We start from the raw sequence: 16,159 nt of genomic DNA, 5'->3' as shown, positions 1-16,159 counted from the left end.
CCGTCCCCGCACCCGCCCGTACTCCCCCGCTCCCCCACTCACTCACTCACGCGCCCGAACCCACCCACCGCCCCACGGAGGACCGCACCCCATGTCCCAGCCCCTCATCGGCATCAGCACGTACCAGGAAGAGGCCCGGTGGGGGGTGTGGGCCCTGCCCGCCGCCCTGGTACCCGCCGGTTATCCGAAGCTGGTGCAACGCTCGGGCGGGCTGGCCGCGCTGCTGCCACCGGGCGATCCGGACACCGCGGCCGCGGCCGTGGCCCGCCTGGACGGGCTGGTGATCGCCGGCGGCGCGGATGTGCAGCCGGCGCGCTACGGCGCGGAGCCGCACCCCAGGACCGGTCCGCCCGCCCTGGACCGGGACGCCTGGGAACTGGCCCTGATCGAGGCCGCCTTGGCGGGCGGCGTACCGCTGCTGGGCATCTGCCGCGGCCTCCAGCTGCTGAACGTGGTCCTGGGCGGCACCCTGGTCCAGCACCTCGACGGGCATGCCGGCGCCCCCGGAGTCTTCGACCGGCACGACATCAAGCCGGTCCCCGGGACGCTGCTGGGCCGGACGCTGCCCGAGCCGGTCTCCGTGCCGACCTACCACCACCAGGCCGTGGACCGGATCGGCCGCGGGCTGGTGCCGTCCGCCTACGCGGAGGACGGCACCATCGAGGCTCTGGAACTCCCGGGCGCGTACGGCTTCACCCTGGCGGTGCAGTGGCACCCGGAGGCCGGGGAGGACACCCGGGTGATGGAGGCCCTGGTGGCGGCGGCAGGCGAGGCGTCCGCCGCCAAGTGACGGGGCGTGCCGGGCCGCCGGCGGCCCGCGGGCCCGGCACGCTCAGGACGCGCACGGGCCCGGCACGCTCAGGCCCCCCACGGACCCGGCACGACGTCCCACGGGCCCCGCACGCTCAAGGCCCCCGCGGGTCCCGCAGTCTCAGGACGCCCCGCGGGTCAGCCCCAGCAGCTCGCGGGCCGGGCCCGCCGGCCGCTGACCGGCGGGCCACACCGCCCGCAGCTCCCGGCCGAGCCGCAGCTCACGCACCGGAATCTCGACCAGCCGGCGCGCGGTCAGCTCCTCACCGACCGCGAGTTCGCTGAGGACGGACGGTGCCGCCTCGCTCACCACGGCCGCCTTCACGGCGGTCGTCGAGGCGAGTTCGAGGAGCGGTTCGGCCAGCCCGCCGTGCCGGGCGAGCGCCGCGTCCAGCACCTGGCGGGTCCCCGAGCCCCGCTCGCGCAGGATCAGCGGGGTGGCGGCGAGTTCGGCGACGGTCAGCTCCCCCCGGCGCCGGGCCCACGGGTGCGACGGAGCCGCGACCACGACCAGCCGGTCCTGCCCGATGACCGTCCCGTCCAGCCCCGCCGGTACCTCCAGCCCCTCCACGAAGCCGAGGTCCGCGTCGCCGCCCAGCAGCCGCTCGGCCACCGCGCCGGAATTGCCCGCCAGCAGCGATACGGCGGTCCCTGGCCGCCGCGCGCGCAGGGCGATCAGCCACCCCGGCAGCAAATACTCGGCGATGGTCATGCTGGCCGCGACCCGCAGCCGGGAATCACGCTGGCCCCGCAGCGCCTGCGCACCGGCGTCGAAGGCCTCGGCGGCCTCCACCACCCGGCGCGCCCAGTCCGTCACCAGGGCCCCGGCGTCCGTCAACCGGGAGCCGCGCGGCGAGCGTTCGACCAGCGCCACTCCCAACTGCCGCTCCATCGAGCGGATACGGCTGCTGGCGGCGGGCTGGGAGATGCCCCGCGCCCGGGCGGCCCGCCCCAGACTGCCGAGCCGGGCGACGGCGAGCAGCAGCTCCAGCGCACCGAGGTCCGGTACCCGGTGCGCCAGCGATACGGCGACGGGCCCGGCCTCACCACTCATAAGTCCCCCTGCACATAACCCCAGCTTATGCCCTCATAGACACGAGGTCCCTGGTGGCGGCCGTGCCGGGCGGCGACGCTGTTCTCATGGCATCTCCCGCGCAAGCACCTTCCCGCCCCGGCACCGCCGCCGACCCCGACCCCGGCACCGGCCCCGCCGCCGGCCGCGGCAGCACACCCGATACCGCGCCCTCGGTCCGCCATCTCGGCCCGAACTGGTACGCCGCCGTCATGGGCACCGCGATCGTCGCCAACGCCGGCACGGTCCTGCCGCTCACCGCCCCCGGCCTGCACACCGCCTACCAGGTCGTCTGGGCGCTGTCCGCGCTGATGCTGCTGACGCTGCTGGCCGCGCGGGCCGTGCACTGGGCGCGCCACGGGGACCAGGCGCGCCGCCAGCTGCTCGACCCGGCCGTCGCCCCCTTCTACGGATGTCTGGCGATGGCCCTGCTGGCGGTCGGCGGCGGCACGCTCGCCGTGGGCCGCACGGTCATCGGCGAACCGGCCGCGGTGGCCGCCGACGCCGCCCTGTGGATCCTGGGCACCCTCGTCGGCCTCACCTGCGCCGCCGGCATCCCGTACCTGATGGTGGCCAGGCACCGCATCGAGCCCGGCAGCGCCTCTCCCGTCTGGCTGCTGCCGCTGGTCGCTCCCATGGTGTCGGCGGCACTGGGCCCGGCCCTGGTGCCGTATCTGCCGGCCGGCCAGTGGCAGGCGTCCCTGCTGTTCGCCTGCTACGCGCTGTTCGGCATGTCGCTGCTGGCCACGCTGCTCGTCCTGCCGCTCGTGCTGTCCCGGCTGATCCACCACGGCCCGCTCCCCCTCGCGCTCACCCCCACGCTGTTCCTCGTCCTGGGCCCCCTGGGGCAGTCCACCACCGCCGTGGCCAACCTCGCCCATGCCGCACCCGGCGTCGTGGACGCCTCGTCCGCGCACGCCATGGGCGCCTTCGCGGTGCTCTACGGCGTCCCGGTCATGGGCTTCGCCCTCCTCTGGCTGGCGCTCGCCACCGCGCTGGTGGTGCGCGCCGTCCGCAACGGCATGGGTTTCGCGATGACCTGGTGGGGCTTCACCTTCCCCCTCGGGACCTGCGTCACGGGCGCGGCGGGGCTGGCCCGGCGCACCGGGCTGATCGCCTTCGACTGGCTCGCGGTGGGCCTGTTCGCGCTCCTGGTGACCGCCGTGGCGGTGGCCGCCACCCGCACCGCCGCCGGCCTGGTCCACGGCCGCCTGCTCGCGCCGCCGCGGCCGGTCACGTCGTAGGGGGTGTCTCCCCCGGCCGTCGTGCGCCGCTCGACCGCGTAGTCGTAGGGGGTGTCTCCCCACCCGTCGCACGCCGCTCGACCGCGCCGTCGTCCTCAGCCGTTCGACCGCCTGGCCGTCGTACGCCGCCTCACCCGGCCGCGGGCGAGGTCTCCCGCCCCCTCACCGCGCCGCGGCCAGGGCCTCGGCCAGCTCGCCCGGAGCGCGCACCAGGGAGGGCCCGTACCAGGTCAGATACCGGCCGCTGACCAGCGCGGCGGGCAGGCCCGGAAACGCCTCGGGACCGTCCTCGGCGCTGAAGCGGTACGGCTCGTCGGGCAGCACCACGAGGTCGGCGGCACAGGCGAGGAGCGCGTCGAGCGGGACACGGGGGTAGCGGTCGGCGTGGTCCGCGTAGTGATGGCGGACGCCCAGCCGGGCCAGGAGGTCGCCCGCGAAGGTGTCCCGGCCCAGCACCATCCACGGCCGCCGCCAGACGGGCACCACCGCCGTCCTTCCCCAAGCTCTCAACTCCGTTCGAGCAGGGGAGACCCCAATCGCCGCCGGGACCGGCAGCTCGCGCCAGGCGGCCTCGGCGGCGTCCAGCCACGGGGGCCGGGCCAGCCCGCAGCCGTGGACGAGGACCCGCTCCAGCTCCCGGAACGCCTGCGGCAGGGTCCGTACTTCGGTGACCAGCACCGCGATCCCGGCGGCGCGCAGCGCGGCGAGATCCGGCTCCCGGTTCTCCTCCTCGTTGGCGAGGACCAGGTCGGGGGCGAGGGCGGCGATCCGCTCCGTGTCCGGGTTCTTGGTGCCGCCGATGCGGACGACATCGAGTCCGGCCGGCTCGCTGCACCAGTCGGTGGCCCCCACCAGCAGGCCGGGGGCGGTGCGGGCGACCGCCTCCGTCAGCGAGGGCACGAGGGAGACCACGCGGCGCGGCGGAGTGCGGCTCATCATGGCGCCAGCCTCGCACGGACCGGCCCGCCCCGGCCGGACCGCACCCGGCGCATGACCGGATCCGTGCGCACCCAAACGCCCGAGCCCCGCCACCGAAGGATCCGGTGGCGGGGCTCGCCGCGCCGACGTGGGCGCCGATGAGGACTACTTCACGGGTGCCATCTTGTCGACGATGCCCGGGTGGGCGTCGATCCACTTCTGGACGCCCTTGTTCTCGTTGCCCTTGCCGGCCGCCTGGATGTCCTTCTCCAGGCTGCCGAGCTCAGCGGAGCTCATCTTCCAGTTCTTCAACCAGCGGTGGAACTCCGGGAACTTGTCCGGGAAGCTCTTGTTGCCGATCGTCTTGATCTGGTTGTTGGCGCCCCAGGTGCCCTGGGGGTCCTTGAGCTTGGTGAGGTGGTACTTGCTGTACGCCCAGTGCGGGGACCACAGGACCACCGCGATGGGCTCCTTCTTGGCGTAGGCCCGCTCCAGCTCGGTGAGCATGGCGCTGGTCCCGGCCTCGGTGACGTCGAAGCCGTCCAGGCCGTACGCGGGAGACACCACGCTCTTGAGGCGCTTCATCTCGCCGGTGCCCGGCTCGATACCGATGATCTTGCCGCCGAAGGTGTCCTTGTGCTTGCGCAGATCGTCCAGGGTCTTCACGCCCTTGACGTAGGACGGGACGGCGATCTCCAGGGAGGTCTTGTCGTACCAGGCCCCCACATCGACGAGATCGTCCTTGTACTTGTCCCAGTACTGCTTCTGCGCCACCGGAAGCCAGGCGTCGGTCTCGACATCGATCTGTCCCGTCGACAACCCGGTCCACATCGGGCCGACATCGAGGTTCTGCAGCTTCGGCCTGTAGCCCCGCTTCTCCAGGATGTTCTTCCAGAGGTAGGTGGTGGCGATGCCCTCGTCCCACGCCGGGTAGCCCATGGTCGGGGTCTTGCCCGCGTCCTTGCCCTTGGCGTACTGGGCCTTGGCGGACGGCGCCAGCTTGTTGACCATGCCCGGGTGCTGCTTGAGCCAGGCGCGCACGCCCTCCTGCTCATGGCCCGTACCGGCGTTCTTGACCGCGCTTTCGAGGCTGGTGAGCTGCTTCTCGTCCAGGTGGAAGTTCTTCATCCAGCCGGCGACCTGCGGCTCGTCGTGGGAGAAGCCCTTGCGGCCCAGCATGTGCAGGCTGTCCCCGGAGCCGAAGGAGCCCTTGGGGTCCTTGAGCTTGGTCAGCTTGTACTTGTCGTAGGCCCAGTGCGGGGACCACAGCGTGACGGCGATCGGCTTCTTGTCGTGGATCGAGCGGTCCAGCTCGGTGAGCATGGACGAGGTGCTGGACTCCATGACCTTGTACTCGCCGCCCAGGCCGTAATCCTTGAGGACCTTGTCCTTGAGGATCTTCATCTCGCCCGCGCCCGGCTCGATCCCGACGATCTTGCCGCCGAAGGTGCCGCCCTTGCCCTTGAGGTCGTCCAGGGTCTTGACGTCCTTCATGTAGGACGGGACCGCGATCTCCAGCGAGGTCTTGTCGTACCAGGCGCCCAGGTCCTCGAGCTTGTCCTTGTACTTCTTCCAGTACTCGGCGTGGGTCGTCGGCAGCCAGGCGTTGGTCTGGACGTCGATGTCACCACGGGCCTGGCCGGTGAAGAGAGGCCCGGCGTCCAGGGCCTGGGCCCGGGGCTTGTAGCCGCGCTGTTCCAGGATCTCCTTCCACAGGAAGGTCGTGGCCTTGCCCTCGTCCCAGTTGACGTAGCCGAGGCTGATCGGCCGGCCGTTGCCGTCGGTGCCCCCGGAGCCGCTGCCCTTGTCCTTGCCGAGGACGCTCATCCCGCCGGCGACCAGCGCAAGCACCACCACGGCGACCGTCGCCAGGGAGGTCGCGGGCTTCCACCGGAGGAACTTCAGGCCGCCGAGCGCGGCCTGCGCCTTGGCCAGCGCGCGCCGGCCCAGCGGGGAGACCCGCTGGTTGAGCGCGCTGGTCATCCGGTCCAGGTACACCGCGAGGATGACGACCGCGAGACCGCCCTCCGCGCCCAGCTTCACATCGACCGAGCTGAGCGAGAGGTAGACGGTGCCGCCGAGACCGGCTCCGCCGACCATGCCGGCGATGACGACCATGGACAGCGCCAGCATGATGACCTGGTTGATACCGGCCATGATCGTCGGCAGCGCGAGCGGCAGCTGTACGCGGAAGAGCGTGCGCCGCGGATGGGTACCGAAGGCGTCGGCGGCCTCGACCAGTTCACCGTCGACCTGCCGGATGCCCAGTTCGGTCATGCGGACCGCGGGCGGCATGGAGAAGACGATGGTGGACACGATGCCCGGGACGGCGCCCAGGCCGAAGAACAGGATGCCGGGGATCAGGTAGACCATCGCGGGCATCGTCTGCATCAGGTCCAGTACCGGACGCACCGCTCCGCTGACGACACGGTTGCGGGCCGCCCAGATACCGAGCGGGACGGCGACCGCGACCGTGATGATGCAGGCCACCAGCACCAGCGAGAGCGACTGCATGGTCTGGTGCCACTGCTCGATCGAATCGATCAGGGCGAAGCCGATGAAGGTCAGCACGGCGGCCGGCAGACCCCGCAGCCACCAGGCGATCACCGCGAAAATGCCCGTCAGGAGCAGCGGCGTGGGGCCGGAGAGGACCGTGAGGATGCCGTCGTAGAAGCCGCCCAGCACGGTGGTGACGAAGTGGAAAAGCCACTCGGCGTGGTCCCGCAGCCATTCGACCAGGCTGTCGGCCCAGCTGCCTATCGGAATCCTAGGCACCGGCGTTCACCTTGTCCTCGGGGTCGTGGTCCGTGGACGTGTTCCCGGACGTGGTCTCGGAGGTGGCCTCGGAGGTCTTCTCCGCCGGTGTCTTCTCCAGCGGTGTCCTCTCCGCGGCCGTCTTCTCCGCGGCCGTCCCGCCGTCGACAGCGGCCGGTACGGCGCCGGCCGGGGCCGGGCTCTGCTCCGCGGCCTCCCCGAGGACGGCCAGCAGCCGCTCGGCCGTGACGGCCCCGACCAGAGCGCCCTGCTCATCGGTCACCGCGACCGGAACGCTGCCGGTCGAACAGGGCGTGAACAGCTCGACCAGCGGGGTGTCGACCCCGACCACGGCGGGCGCCGCGGCCCGGAACTCCGCCGCGGTGGTGAGCTTCCTGCCGTCCGCGGCCGTGGCGCCGAGCACCGTCCCGACCTCGGTCATGATCGCGCCCGCGGTCAGCACCCGGGTGCGGTCCACGTCCTGGGTGAACGAGGCGACATAGTCGTTGGCCGGTGTGACGAGGATGTCCTCGGCACTGCCGATCTGCACGATCCGGCCGTCGCGCATCACAGCGATCCGGTCCCCGAGCCGCATGGCCTCGTTCAGGTCGTGGGTGATGAAGACGATGGTCTTCTTCAGCGACTTCTGCAGCTCCAGCAGCTGGTCCTGCATATCGCGGCGGATCAGCGGGTCGAGCGCGCTGAAGGACTCGTCCATCAGCAGCAGATCGGCGTTGGTGGCCAGCGCACGCGCCAGTCCCACGCGCTGCTGCATACCGCCGGACAGCTCGTCGGGCCAGGACTTCTCCCAGCCCTTGAGCCCGGTGAGTTCCAGCGCCTCGGTGGCGCGCGCGATGCGCTCGGCGCGCGGTACGCCCTGCACTTCGAGGCCGTAGGCGGCGTTCTCCAGCACACTGCGGTGCGGGAAGAGCGCGAAGTGCTGGAAGACCATGGAGATCTTCTGGGAGCGGACCTTGCGCAGCTCCTTGTCGCTGAGCGACGTCAGGTCCTGGCCGTCGAAACGGACAGTCCCCGAGGTCGGCTCCAGCAGCCCGTTGAGCGTGCGCAGCAGCGTGGACTTGCCCGATCCGGACAGCCCCATGACGACGAATATCTGGCCCTCGTCGACCTCGATCGAGGCGTCGATCACCGCGGCGGTGGTGCCTTCGGCCCGCAGCTCGTCCCGGTCGGCGCCGGCTTCGAGTCTGCGGACCGCGTCCTCGGGTCGTCTGCCGAACACCTTGTACAGGTTCTCGGCTTGCAGCCTGGCCACATATGCCTCTCTTGTCGATCGGAGGACGACCTGCCACCCCCGTAGCCAGGTCGCGGAGCGGCACGGGTTCCGCCCGCCTTTACCGGTCGAAAGGTTGAATCTCGACCGGGTCCACTCCGGTTGCGCGCCTGCCCGTCTTTATCTGGCTCAAACAAGCCAGTGATTCACCTCACATCCGCGTGACGTATGGGGCATACGGCAAGATGCGGGATGTGACTCGACGCCTGATGCTCCTCGACACCGCCTCTCTCTACTTCCGCGCCTATTTCGGGGTACCGGAATCAGTCAAGGCCCCGGACGGCACCCCGGTGAACGCGGTACGCGGCCTGCTGGACTTCATCGCCCGGCTCGTCCAGGACCACCACCCCGACGACCTGGTCGCCTGCATGGACTTCGACTGGCGCCCCCAGTGGCGGGTCGATCTGATCCCCTCGTACAAGGCACACCGGGTCGCCGGGGAAGCCCCGGCCGGCTCCGCGGAGCCCGACGAGGAGGAGATCCCCGACACCCTCTCGCCGCAGGTCCCGGTCATCGAGGACGTCCTGGACGCCCTGGGCATCGCCCGCATCGGCGCGGCCGGCTACGAGGCCGACGACGTCATCGGCACCCTGACCGCACAGGCGAAGGGCCCGGTGGACATCGTCACCGGCGACCGCGACCTCTTCCAGCTCGTCGACGACCGGCGCGGCATCCGCATCCTGTATCCGCTCAAGGGCGTCGGCACCCTCCAGATCACCGACGAGGCCCTGTTGCGCGAGAAGTACGGGGTGGACGGGCCCGGTTACGCCGATCTGGCGCTGCTGCGCGGCGACCCCAGCGACGGTCTGCCGGGCGTTGCGGGCATCGGCGAGAAGACCGCCGCCAAACTGCTGGACACCTACGGCGACCTGGCGGGCATCATGGCCGCCGCCGACGACCCGGCCTCGAAGGTGACCCCCGCCCAGCGCAAGCGACTGCTGGAGGCGCGCCCCTACCTGGCCGTCGCCCCCACGGTCGTGAAGGTGGCCACCGACGTGCCCGTCCCGGCCGTCGACCACACCCTGCCGGCCGAACCGGCCGACCCCGAGCGCCTGGAGGCACTGGCCGCCCAGTGGGGCCTCGGCGGTGCCCTGCAGCGTCTGCTCCTGACCCTCCGCCACTGACACCTGCTAGGTTAGGTAAGCCTAATAATTCATGTATCAGGGGAGATTGCCGTGGCAGCAGAGCGTCCGTCCCGCAAGAAGCCCACCGTGCACCGCGCCCGGGTGCAGCGCAGCGAGCAGCTCACCCCGCACATGGTCCGTGTGGTGCTGGGCGGTGACGGGCTGGCGGAGTTCACGGCCGGTGAGTACACCGACCATTACGTGAAGCTGGTCTTTCCGCAGCCCGGCGTCGACTACCCCGAGCCGTTCGACATCGCGCAGATCCGCGCCGACTTCCCGCGCGACCAGTGGCCCAGTACCCGTACCTACACCGTCCGCGCCTGGGACGCCGCGGCCCGCGAGCTGACCGTGGACTTCGTGGTGCACGGCGACGAGGGCCTGGCCGGGCCGTGGGCGGCCGCGGCGAAGCCGGGCGAGGAGATCTACCTGTCCGGCCCCGGCGGTGCGTACGTCCCCGAGGCGAGCGCCGACTGGCACCTGCTGGCGGGCGACGAGAGCGCGCTGCCCGCCATCGCGGCCTCCCTGGCCCGGATGCCCGCAGGCGTGCCGGTGCACGCCTTCATCGAGGTGGCGGGCCCGGAGGAGCGTCAGGAACTGGAGGTACCGCCGGGTGCCGAGGTCCGCTGGCTGTACCGCGGTGCCGCGCCGGTCGGCCGTGAACTGGTCGCCGCCGTACGGGCGCTGGAGTTCCCGGCCGGCCGGGTCCAGGCGTTCGTGCACGGCGAGGCCGGGTTCGTGAAGGAACTGCGCCGCCTGCTCCGCGTCGAGCACGCGATCCCCCGTGAGGCCCTGTCCGTCTCCGGCTACTGGCGCACCGGCCACGACGAGGACGGCTGGCAGGCCGGTAAGCGCGAGTGGAACCAGCAGGTCGAGGCCGAGCAGGAGTCCGCTCCGGCGACGGCCTCCTGACCCCGCGGCACGGCCCGACCGGCCCCTTCCACAGCGTCTCTTGCGGCCCGTCGGCCCTTCGGCCCGGGGCGCCTCCCGGCGGCGGAAGGGGCCCGCGCCACGGCGTATGACAGACCGCCTCGATGTTGTTGCCGTCAGCCTTCCACCGGGACCGGGAGTCTGTCGCGGCGATCACGGCGGGAGCCCCGTCGGCGCCCCGCCGAAGAACCCGATGGCAGCCCCGCCCGGGAACGCGGAACGGTGCGCCGGCCGGCTCAGTCGTGGTGGAAGACCTCCCGCATCGGGGTCCACCACTCCCCCCGGTACGGCGCCGCCGGTCTGCTCCTGGCAGGGATCGGTGAGCTGCCACCACCGCCGGGTCACGGGGTCGGCGGCCATCCTGGCCATATCGGCGGCGTAGTCCTCGCCGACGTACTCGGCATACGAGAACAGCACATCGCCCTTGAGGAAGATCGAGTAGTTGCGGAGATGGCAGGCGGTGATCATCTCCAGCACCTCCGGCCAGACCTCCGCATGCAGCCGCAGATACTCCTCACGGTGTTCCGGGCGCAGCCTGATGAGCTTCCCGAAGCGCCGCACCGGAGCGGCACCCTCGTCCCTGGTCTCCGACATACCGCCATCCTCCCCCGCCGCCCGGGGGCCGCACCCAGCCCCGTCCGCACCGCCGCGAACTCACCGCGTCGCAGCAGGAATTGGCTGACGGCGCCTGCCTCCACGCAGACGGCGCCGCACCCCTCCGAACAAGGGGCGCGGCGCCGTCGCACGGCGGGGCCGGTCGCGGCCCCGCCGCTCAGCCCACCGACGAATACGCCACCACGCCGCGCAGCACACCGTCCATGGCCTTGCGTGCCGTACGCGCCACCGTGCCGCCGGGCGGGGCCGCCGCGGCGATCTGGCCGAGGACGTCGACCAGCTGCTTGCACCAGCGGACGAAATCGCCGGCGGGCATCTCCGCCTCCCGCAGGACCTCGTCGAGGCCGAAGCCGGAGGCCCAGCGGTACGCGGCCCAGGCGAAGCCGAGGTCCGGCTCGCGCTGGCCGACGCCCTCCGCCTGGTTGATCTTGTGGTCCTCCTCCAGGGCGTCCAGCCGGCCCCAGATGCGGACCATCTCGCCCAGCGCGTCCCTGGCCTTCCCGGCCGGCAGCTTGGGTGCCACCGCGTCGTCCGCCTGCCGTGCCTCGTACACCAGCGCCGAGGCACAGGCCGCCAGCTCCGCCGGGCCGAGGCCCTCCCAGACGCCGTCGCGCAGGCATTCGCTCGCCAGCAGATCCAGCTCGCCGTAGAGCCGGGCCAGGCGGCGGCCCTCGTCGGTGACCGTGTCGCCCTCGAGGTAGTCCAGCTCGGTCAGCAGGGCGCAGATCCGGTCGAAGGTACGGGCGATGGTGTTCGTCCGCCCCTCGATCCGGCGCTCCAACTGGCGGGTGTCGCGCAGCAGCCGGTGATAGCGCTCCGCCCAGCGGGCGTGGTCCTCGCGCTCGGCACAGCCATGGCAGGGATGCGCCCGGATCTCCGTCCGCAGCCGGGCGATCTCGCGGTCGTCGGCCGCCGCGGAGCGGGGCTTGCGGTGCCGCGACGGCACCCTGTGGCCGGCCTTCGTCCGCAGCGCCGAGGCCAGATCACGGCGCGACTGCGGGCTGCGGGCGTTGAAGGACTTGGGGATCCGCATCCGGTCCAGCGCCTCGACCGGCACCGGGAAGTCGATCGACCCCAGCCGCTTGACCTGCCGCTCGGCGGTCAGCACCAGCGGACGCGGGCCGTCCTGGGCCTCGAAACCGCGATGGCCGTTGGTCCGCCCCGAGGGCATACCGGGGTCGAGGACCAGCGCAAGGCCCGCGTACTTGCCGGTCGGCACATGGATGACATCGCCGGGCTTCAGCTTCTCCAGCGCCGCCGAGGCCGCCACCCGCCGCTGTGCCGCGCCCTGCTTGGCCAGCTCCGTCTCCCGCTCCTTCAGCTCCCGCCGCAGCCGGGAGTACTCCTCGAAGTCGCCGAGGTGACAGGTCATCGAGCCGCGGTAGCCCTCCAGCCCCTCCTCGTTCTTCTGCACCTGCCGCGAGATCCCGACCACTGACTTGTCGGCCTGGAACTGCGCGAAGGACATCTCCAGCAGCTCCCGCGAACGGTGCCTGCCGAACTGCGAGACGAGGTTGACCGCCATGTTGTACGACGGCTTGAAGGAGGACCGCAGCGGATACGTACGCGTCCCGGCGAGCCCGGCCAGCGCGCCCGGGTTCATCCCCCGCTGCCACAGCACCACCGCATGGCCCTCGATGTCGATCCCGCGGCGCCCGGCGCGGCCGGTCAGCTGGGTGTACTCGCCGGGGGTGATGTCGGCGTGCTGCTCGCCGTTCCACTTCACCAGCTTTTCCAACACCACGGAACGCGCGGGCATGTTGATGCCCAGCGCCAGCGTCTCGGTGGCGAAGACGGCCTTGACCAGACCCTTGACGAACAGCTCCTCGACGACCTCCTTGAACGTCGGCAGCATGCCGGCGTGGTGCGCCGCGATGCCCCGTTCCAGGCCCTCCAGCCACTCGAAGTAGCCCAGCACATGGAGGTCGTCGTCCGGGATGCCGGCCGTCCGCGCCTCCACTATGCGGCGGACCTCCTCACGGCCCTCCTGGTCGTTGAGCCGCAGGCCCGAATACAGGCACTGCTGGACGGCGGACTCGCAGCCGGCGCGGCTGAAGATGAAGGTGATCGCGGGCAGCAGACCCTCGTTGTCGAGGCGGTCGATGACCTCGGGCCGGCTGGGCGTCCAGATCCGGGCGCGCTGGCGCCGCTCGCGCTCACGGTCCGCCTCGCGCAGATTGCGGCCCCGGCGCTTGTCCCGGCCGAACGTCGGCCGGCTGTTCTCCATCCGGGCCAGCCGCTCCAGATCGGGATTGACCTCGCGGCGGCCGCCGCTCTGCCCGTCCCGCTCCTCGAACAGGTCGTATATCCGACGGCCGGCGAGGACTTGCTGCCACAGCGGCACCGGGCGGTGCTCGGAGACGATCACGGCCGTGTCACCACGGACCGTGTCCAGCCAGTCGCCGAACTCCTCGGCGTTGGAGACCGTCGCCGACAGTGACACCAAGGTCACCGATTCGGGCAGATGGATGATCACCTCTTCCCAGACGGCGCCACGGAAGCGGTCGGAGAGGTAGTGCACCTCGTCCATCACCACATAGCCGAGGCCGACCAGCGACCGGGAGCCGGCATAGAGCATGTTCCGCAGCACCTCGGTGGTCATCACGACCACCGGAGCCTCGGAGTTGACACTGTTGTCGCCGGTCAGCAGACCGACCTTCTCGGCGCCGTACCGCTTCACCAGATCCTGGTACTTCTGGTTGGACAGCGCCTTGATGGGCGTGGTGTAGAAGCATTTTCGGCCCTGCTCCAGGGCCAGGTGGACGGCGAATTCGCCGACGATCGTCTTTCCGGATCCGGTGGGGGCCGCGACCAGCACGCCCTTGCCGGCCTCCAGGGCCTGGCACGCCTCGACCTGGAACGGGTCCAGGCCGAAGTCGTACATCTCTCGGAAAGGGGCGAGTGCGGTGGCCTGCTCGGCCGCCCGGAGCTTGGCGGCGGCATAGCGCTCAGCAGGGGACATGTCCTCGGTCATCGTGCTTACGAGCCTACCGGCCACCTCTGACAACGACCGGATCTTTATGCGCAGCCTTTGCCCGGCTCCTCTTGGAACCCAGATCGCCGGAGCGCTCACGCACGAGGTGGCGGGCGGCCGGGCGCGGGACGGCACAATATCGCTGTCATGATCTCCTGCCTCCGCGGCATGTTAGTGACGCCTTGTGACCAGGGGCGTCACCCGCGGGTGGAACGAAGGAGGCCACTCATGCCTCCCGAAGACGAAGGGGGACCGATGAACAAGTTCAAGGCAGCAACGGTGACCGCGGCGTTGGCCGTGACCGCGGTGGGGATTCCGATGGCGACGGCCGGTCCGGCAGCAGCCGCGGGCGTGGGCAAGTGCGTCCAGGCGACGTGGCACCCGAGCAAGAACTCCGTGGACATCTACAACGGCTGCAAGAAGACCATCAAGGTGCAGATCGCCGAGCGCTGGTGGCCGGACAGCGACTGCTTCACGATCCCGCCGAAGCGCAAGATCCACTACCAGGGCACCGGCCAACTCCAGGGTGCCAAATACTGCTGAGGCCGGGGAGCGCCTCATGAGCCCGACACCGCACCGCCGGGAGAGGGGCAGCTCGCAATGAAGGGCGGGGAGCCGTGCACGGCTCCCCGCCCTGCCAGTTCCCCCCGTCCCACGACGCTCGCCACCCCGCCACGCCATTACCGACCGCAAGAGAACGGTTAGCAGGTCGGTCCCCGCGCGCCTACCCCCACCGCAGAGTGCACGGAAAAGAACGCGGAGACATACGGCCACGCACTCTTACCCGTGGCCGGTTTTCTCCTTGATCACCCCGTTTGCCCGTCCATAAGATAGCGATCGGCACACACTCGAACGAATTTGCTATTTTTGGTGATTTCGCGAGTCGCGCCCGTGACAAGAGGAACGAGCGACATCGAGTGGAGAAAATGAGCATCACGAAGCGCGCCATCGCTGTGGTGACAGGCACCGCGGCCGTGGCGATCATGACGACCGCCGGGCCGGCGGCAGCCGCCACGGCCACCACCATGAGCACGCACCGCGGCACGTCCGGTTGTTTCAGCTGGTCGTGCGCAGACGGCAACGTCACCACGGCGGTGTACAGCCACAACACCTGCTCCTCGGCGCACAAGATCCACATAAGCTGGTCCGTCGCCGCCGACTATGAACAGTGCGTTGCCGGAGGTGCGCACTTCAATTCCCGTGCCGTCGGTGGGCCCACCGCCATCAAGGACTACGGCAGGTGCTGAGCGCTCGCACCTAGCAGCCTTGGGTGGGTGGCTCCGCAGAGCCACCCACCCAAGGCTTTCTGCTGCTCGCGCTCAATTCACTCCGCGCAGACCCTGCACCGGACGTGCGGAAGGCCCTGGCTCGACGAGCACGGGGCCTTCGGTTCGCAGCAGCTATCGCGGGGAGGAGCCCGCGCCCTCGTCAGGTGACGTCGTCGAAGCCGCGGTGCCTCGCGTCGCCGTCTCCGCTTGCCTGCTCCGGCAGCGCCGCGGTCGCCGGCACCGGCTCGATCTCTCCGATGTCCTCAGGCGTCAGATCGAGGTCGGACGCCTCGTCGTCAGCCGGCCCCGCCGCGAGCCGTCGCCGCCGCCGGGCATCGTTGGCCAGCGCGACGCCGACCGCACCGAAGTACAGCAGGACGATCGGCACCGCCAGGGCGAGCATGGTCAGCGGGTCCGTACTCGGTGTCGCGATCGCCGAGAAGACCGTGATGGCCATGACCATCGCCCGCCACCAGCCGAGCATGCGCTTGCCGGTGATGATGCCGGCGAAGTTCAGCATGACCAGGAGCAGGGGCAGTTCGAAGGACAGGCCGAACACGATGACCATCCGCGCGATGATGTCGAGCAGCTTGTCCAGCGTGAGGAGGTTGCCGATGCCGACCGGGGTGAAGGTGAGCAGGACCTCCGCCGTGGTGGGCAGTACCCGGTAGGCGAAGTAGCCGCCGGCCATGAACAGCGGAAAACCCACGCCGACGAAGCTGAGCGCGTACTTCTTCTCATTGCGGTGCAGCCCCGGGGCGAGGAAGGCCCAGAGCTGGTAGAGCCAGACCGGCGCTGACAGGATGACGCCGGCGACCAGGGAGACCTTCAGCGCGAGGGTGAAGGGGCCGAGCAGGTCCATCATCACGATGCTGGCGCAGCGCGACCCCTTCTCCTGCTTGGCGAGGTCGGTGAAGAGTGAGTCACAGCCCACCGACTGCAGCACCGGCTTCGTGAAGAAGTTGATGATCTGTTCGTAGAAGAAGGCCGCGACGATCGTCGCGAGGACGACGGCCAGCAAGCCCTTGGCGAGCCGGTTGCGGAGCTCACGCAGGTGCTCCACGAGAGGCATCCGCCCCTCGGGGTCCTTCACGTTTTGCTTTTTGGGGGCAGACTTGAGCAACCCACGTCCTCATCTCATGCGACGGGCAGCGGCCCGCGC

Annotated in this window: 13 protein-coding genes; 6 read left to right on the top strand and 7 right to left on the bottom strand. The window is 70.8% G+C overall.

The window, feature by feature from the left end; translation table 11 throughout:
• The first annotated feature begins 91 nt into the window (after positions 1–91).
• Positions 92–790 (top strand): gamma-glutamyl-gamma-aminobutyrate hydrolase family protein, encoded by a 699-nt coding sequence (locus D9V36_RS34600; RefSeq protein WP_129297232.1) that lies wholly within the window; start codon positions 92–94, stop codon positions 788–790.
• A 141-nt stretch (positions 791–931) separates the two neighbouring features.
• On the opposite strand, the gene D9V36_RS34595 is transcribed toward D9V36_RS34600, so the two are convergent.
• The gene (locus tag D9V36_RS34595; RefSeq protein ID WP_129297231.1) at positions 932–1,864 is read right to left on the bottom strand and encodes a LysR family transcriptional regulator; all 933 of its coding nucleotides are present in this window, start codon (positions 1,862–1,864) and stop codon (positions 932–934) included.
• Positions 1,865–1,950: 86 nt separating this feature from the next.
• Between D9V36_RS34595 and D9V36_RS34590 the strand changes: the two genes are divergently transcribed.
• A complete protein-coding gene (locus D9V36_RS34590) occupies positions 1,951–3,126 on the top strand; it encodes a TDT family transporter (protein ID WP_129297230.1) in 1,176 nt (391 codons plus the stop codon).
• Positions 3,127–3,288: 162 nt separating this feature from the next.
• Here the strand turns inward: D9V36_RS34590 and D9V36_RS34585 are convergent, their stop codons facing one another.
• From D9V36_RS34585 to D9V36_RS34575, 3 genes are all read right to left on the bottom strand, one after another.
• Positions 3,289–4,065, bottom strand: a complete 777-nt coding sequence (locus tag D9V36_RS34585) for a helical backbone metal receptor (RefSeq protein WP_241721149.1) — start codon at positions 4,063–4,065, stop codon at positions 3,289–3,291.
• A gap of 144 nt (positions 4,066–4,209) precedes the next feature.
• Positions 4,210–6,819, bottom strand: a complete 2,610-nt coding sequence (locus D9V36_RS34580) for an ABC transporter permease/substrate binding protein (RefSeq protein WP_129297229.1) — start codon at positions 6,817–6,819, stop codon at positions 4,210–4,212.
• Positions 6,812–8,071 (bottom strand): quaternary amine ABC transporter ATP-binding protein, encoded by a 1,260-nt coding sequence (locus D9V36_RS34575; RefSeq protein ID WP_241721148.1) that lies wholly within the window; start codon positions 8,069–8,071, stop codon positions 6,812–6,814. The genes D9V36_RS34580 and D9V36_RS34575 overlap by 8 nt, the downstream gene beginning before the upstream one ends.
• 227 nt (positions 8,072–8,298) lie before the next feature.
• Between D9V36_RS34575 and D9V36_RS34570 the strand changes: the two genes are divergently transcribed.
• Together D9V36_RS34570 and D9V36_RS34565 are read left to right on the top strand one after the other, a co-directional pair.
• Positions 8,299–9,213 (top strand): 5'-3' exonuclease, encoded by a 915-nt coding sequence (locus D9V36_RS34570; RefSeq protein WP_129298894.1) that lies wholly within the window; start codon positions 8,299–8,301, stop codon positions 9,211–9,213.
• Between the two features lie 51 nt (positions 9,214–9,264).
• Positions 9,265–10,122, top strand: a complete 858-nt coding sequence (locus D9V36_RS34565) for a siderophore-interacting protein (protein ID WP_129297228.1) — start codon at positions 9,265–9,267, stop codon at positions 10,120–10,122.
• 171 nt (positions 10,123–10,293) lie between these two features.
• Here the strand turns inward: D9V36_RS34565 and D9V36_RS34560 are convergent, their stop codons facing one another.
• On the bottom strand, positions 10,294–10,734 hold the full coding sequence (locus tag D9V36_RS34560; protein WP_241721147.1) for an L-rhamnose mutarotase: 441 nt from the start codon (positions 10,732–10,734) through the stop codon (positions 10,294–10,296).
• Positions 10,735–10,912: 178 nt separating this feature from the next.
• Positions 10,913–13,729, bottom strand: a complete 2,817-nt coding sequence (locus D9V36_RS34555; RefSeq protein WP_129297227.1) for a DEAD/DEAH box helicase — start codon at positions 13,727–13,729, stop codon at positions 10,913–10,915.
• Positions 13,730–13,957: 228 nt separating this feature from the next.
• On the opposite strand from D9V36_RS34555, the gene D9V36_RS34550 reads away from it, so the two are divergent.
• Positions 13,958–14,272, top strand: a complete 315-nt coding sequence (locus tag D9V36_RS34550; RefSeq protein ID WP_129297226.1) for a hypothetical protein — start codon at positions 13,958–13,960, stop codon at positions 14,270–14,272.
• 383 nt (positions 14,273–14,655) lie between these two features.
• Positions 14,656–14,976, top strand: a complete 321-nt coding sequence (locus D9V36_RS34545) for a hypothetical protein (protein ID WP_129297225.1) — start codon at positions 14,656–14,658, stop codon at positions 14,974–14,976.
• Between the two features lie 181 nt (positions 14,977–15,157).
• Here the strand turns inward: D9V36_RS34545 and tatC are convergent, their stop codons facing one another.
• The gene (tatC, locus tag D9V36_RS34540) at positions 15,158–16,120 is read right to left on the bottom strand and encodes a twin-arginine translocase subunit TatC (RefSeq protein WP_129297224.1); all 963 of its coding nucleotides are present in this window, start codon (positions 16,118–16,120) and stop codon (positions 15,158–15,160) included.
• Positions 16,121–16,159 lie beyond the last annotated feature (39 nt).

It is taken from the genome of Streptomyces lydicus, from assembly GCF_004125265.1.
GTDB classification, from domain to species: domain Bacteria; phylum Actinomycetota; class Actinomycetes; order Streptomycetales; family Streptomycetaceae; genus Streptomyces; species Streptomyces lydicus_C.
The sequence above is the reverse complement of the archived record's forward strand: the minus strand, read 5'-3'. Positions and strand labels throughout refer to the sequence as shown.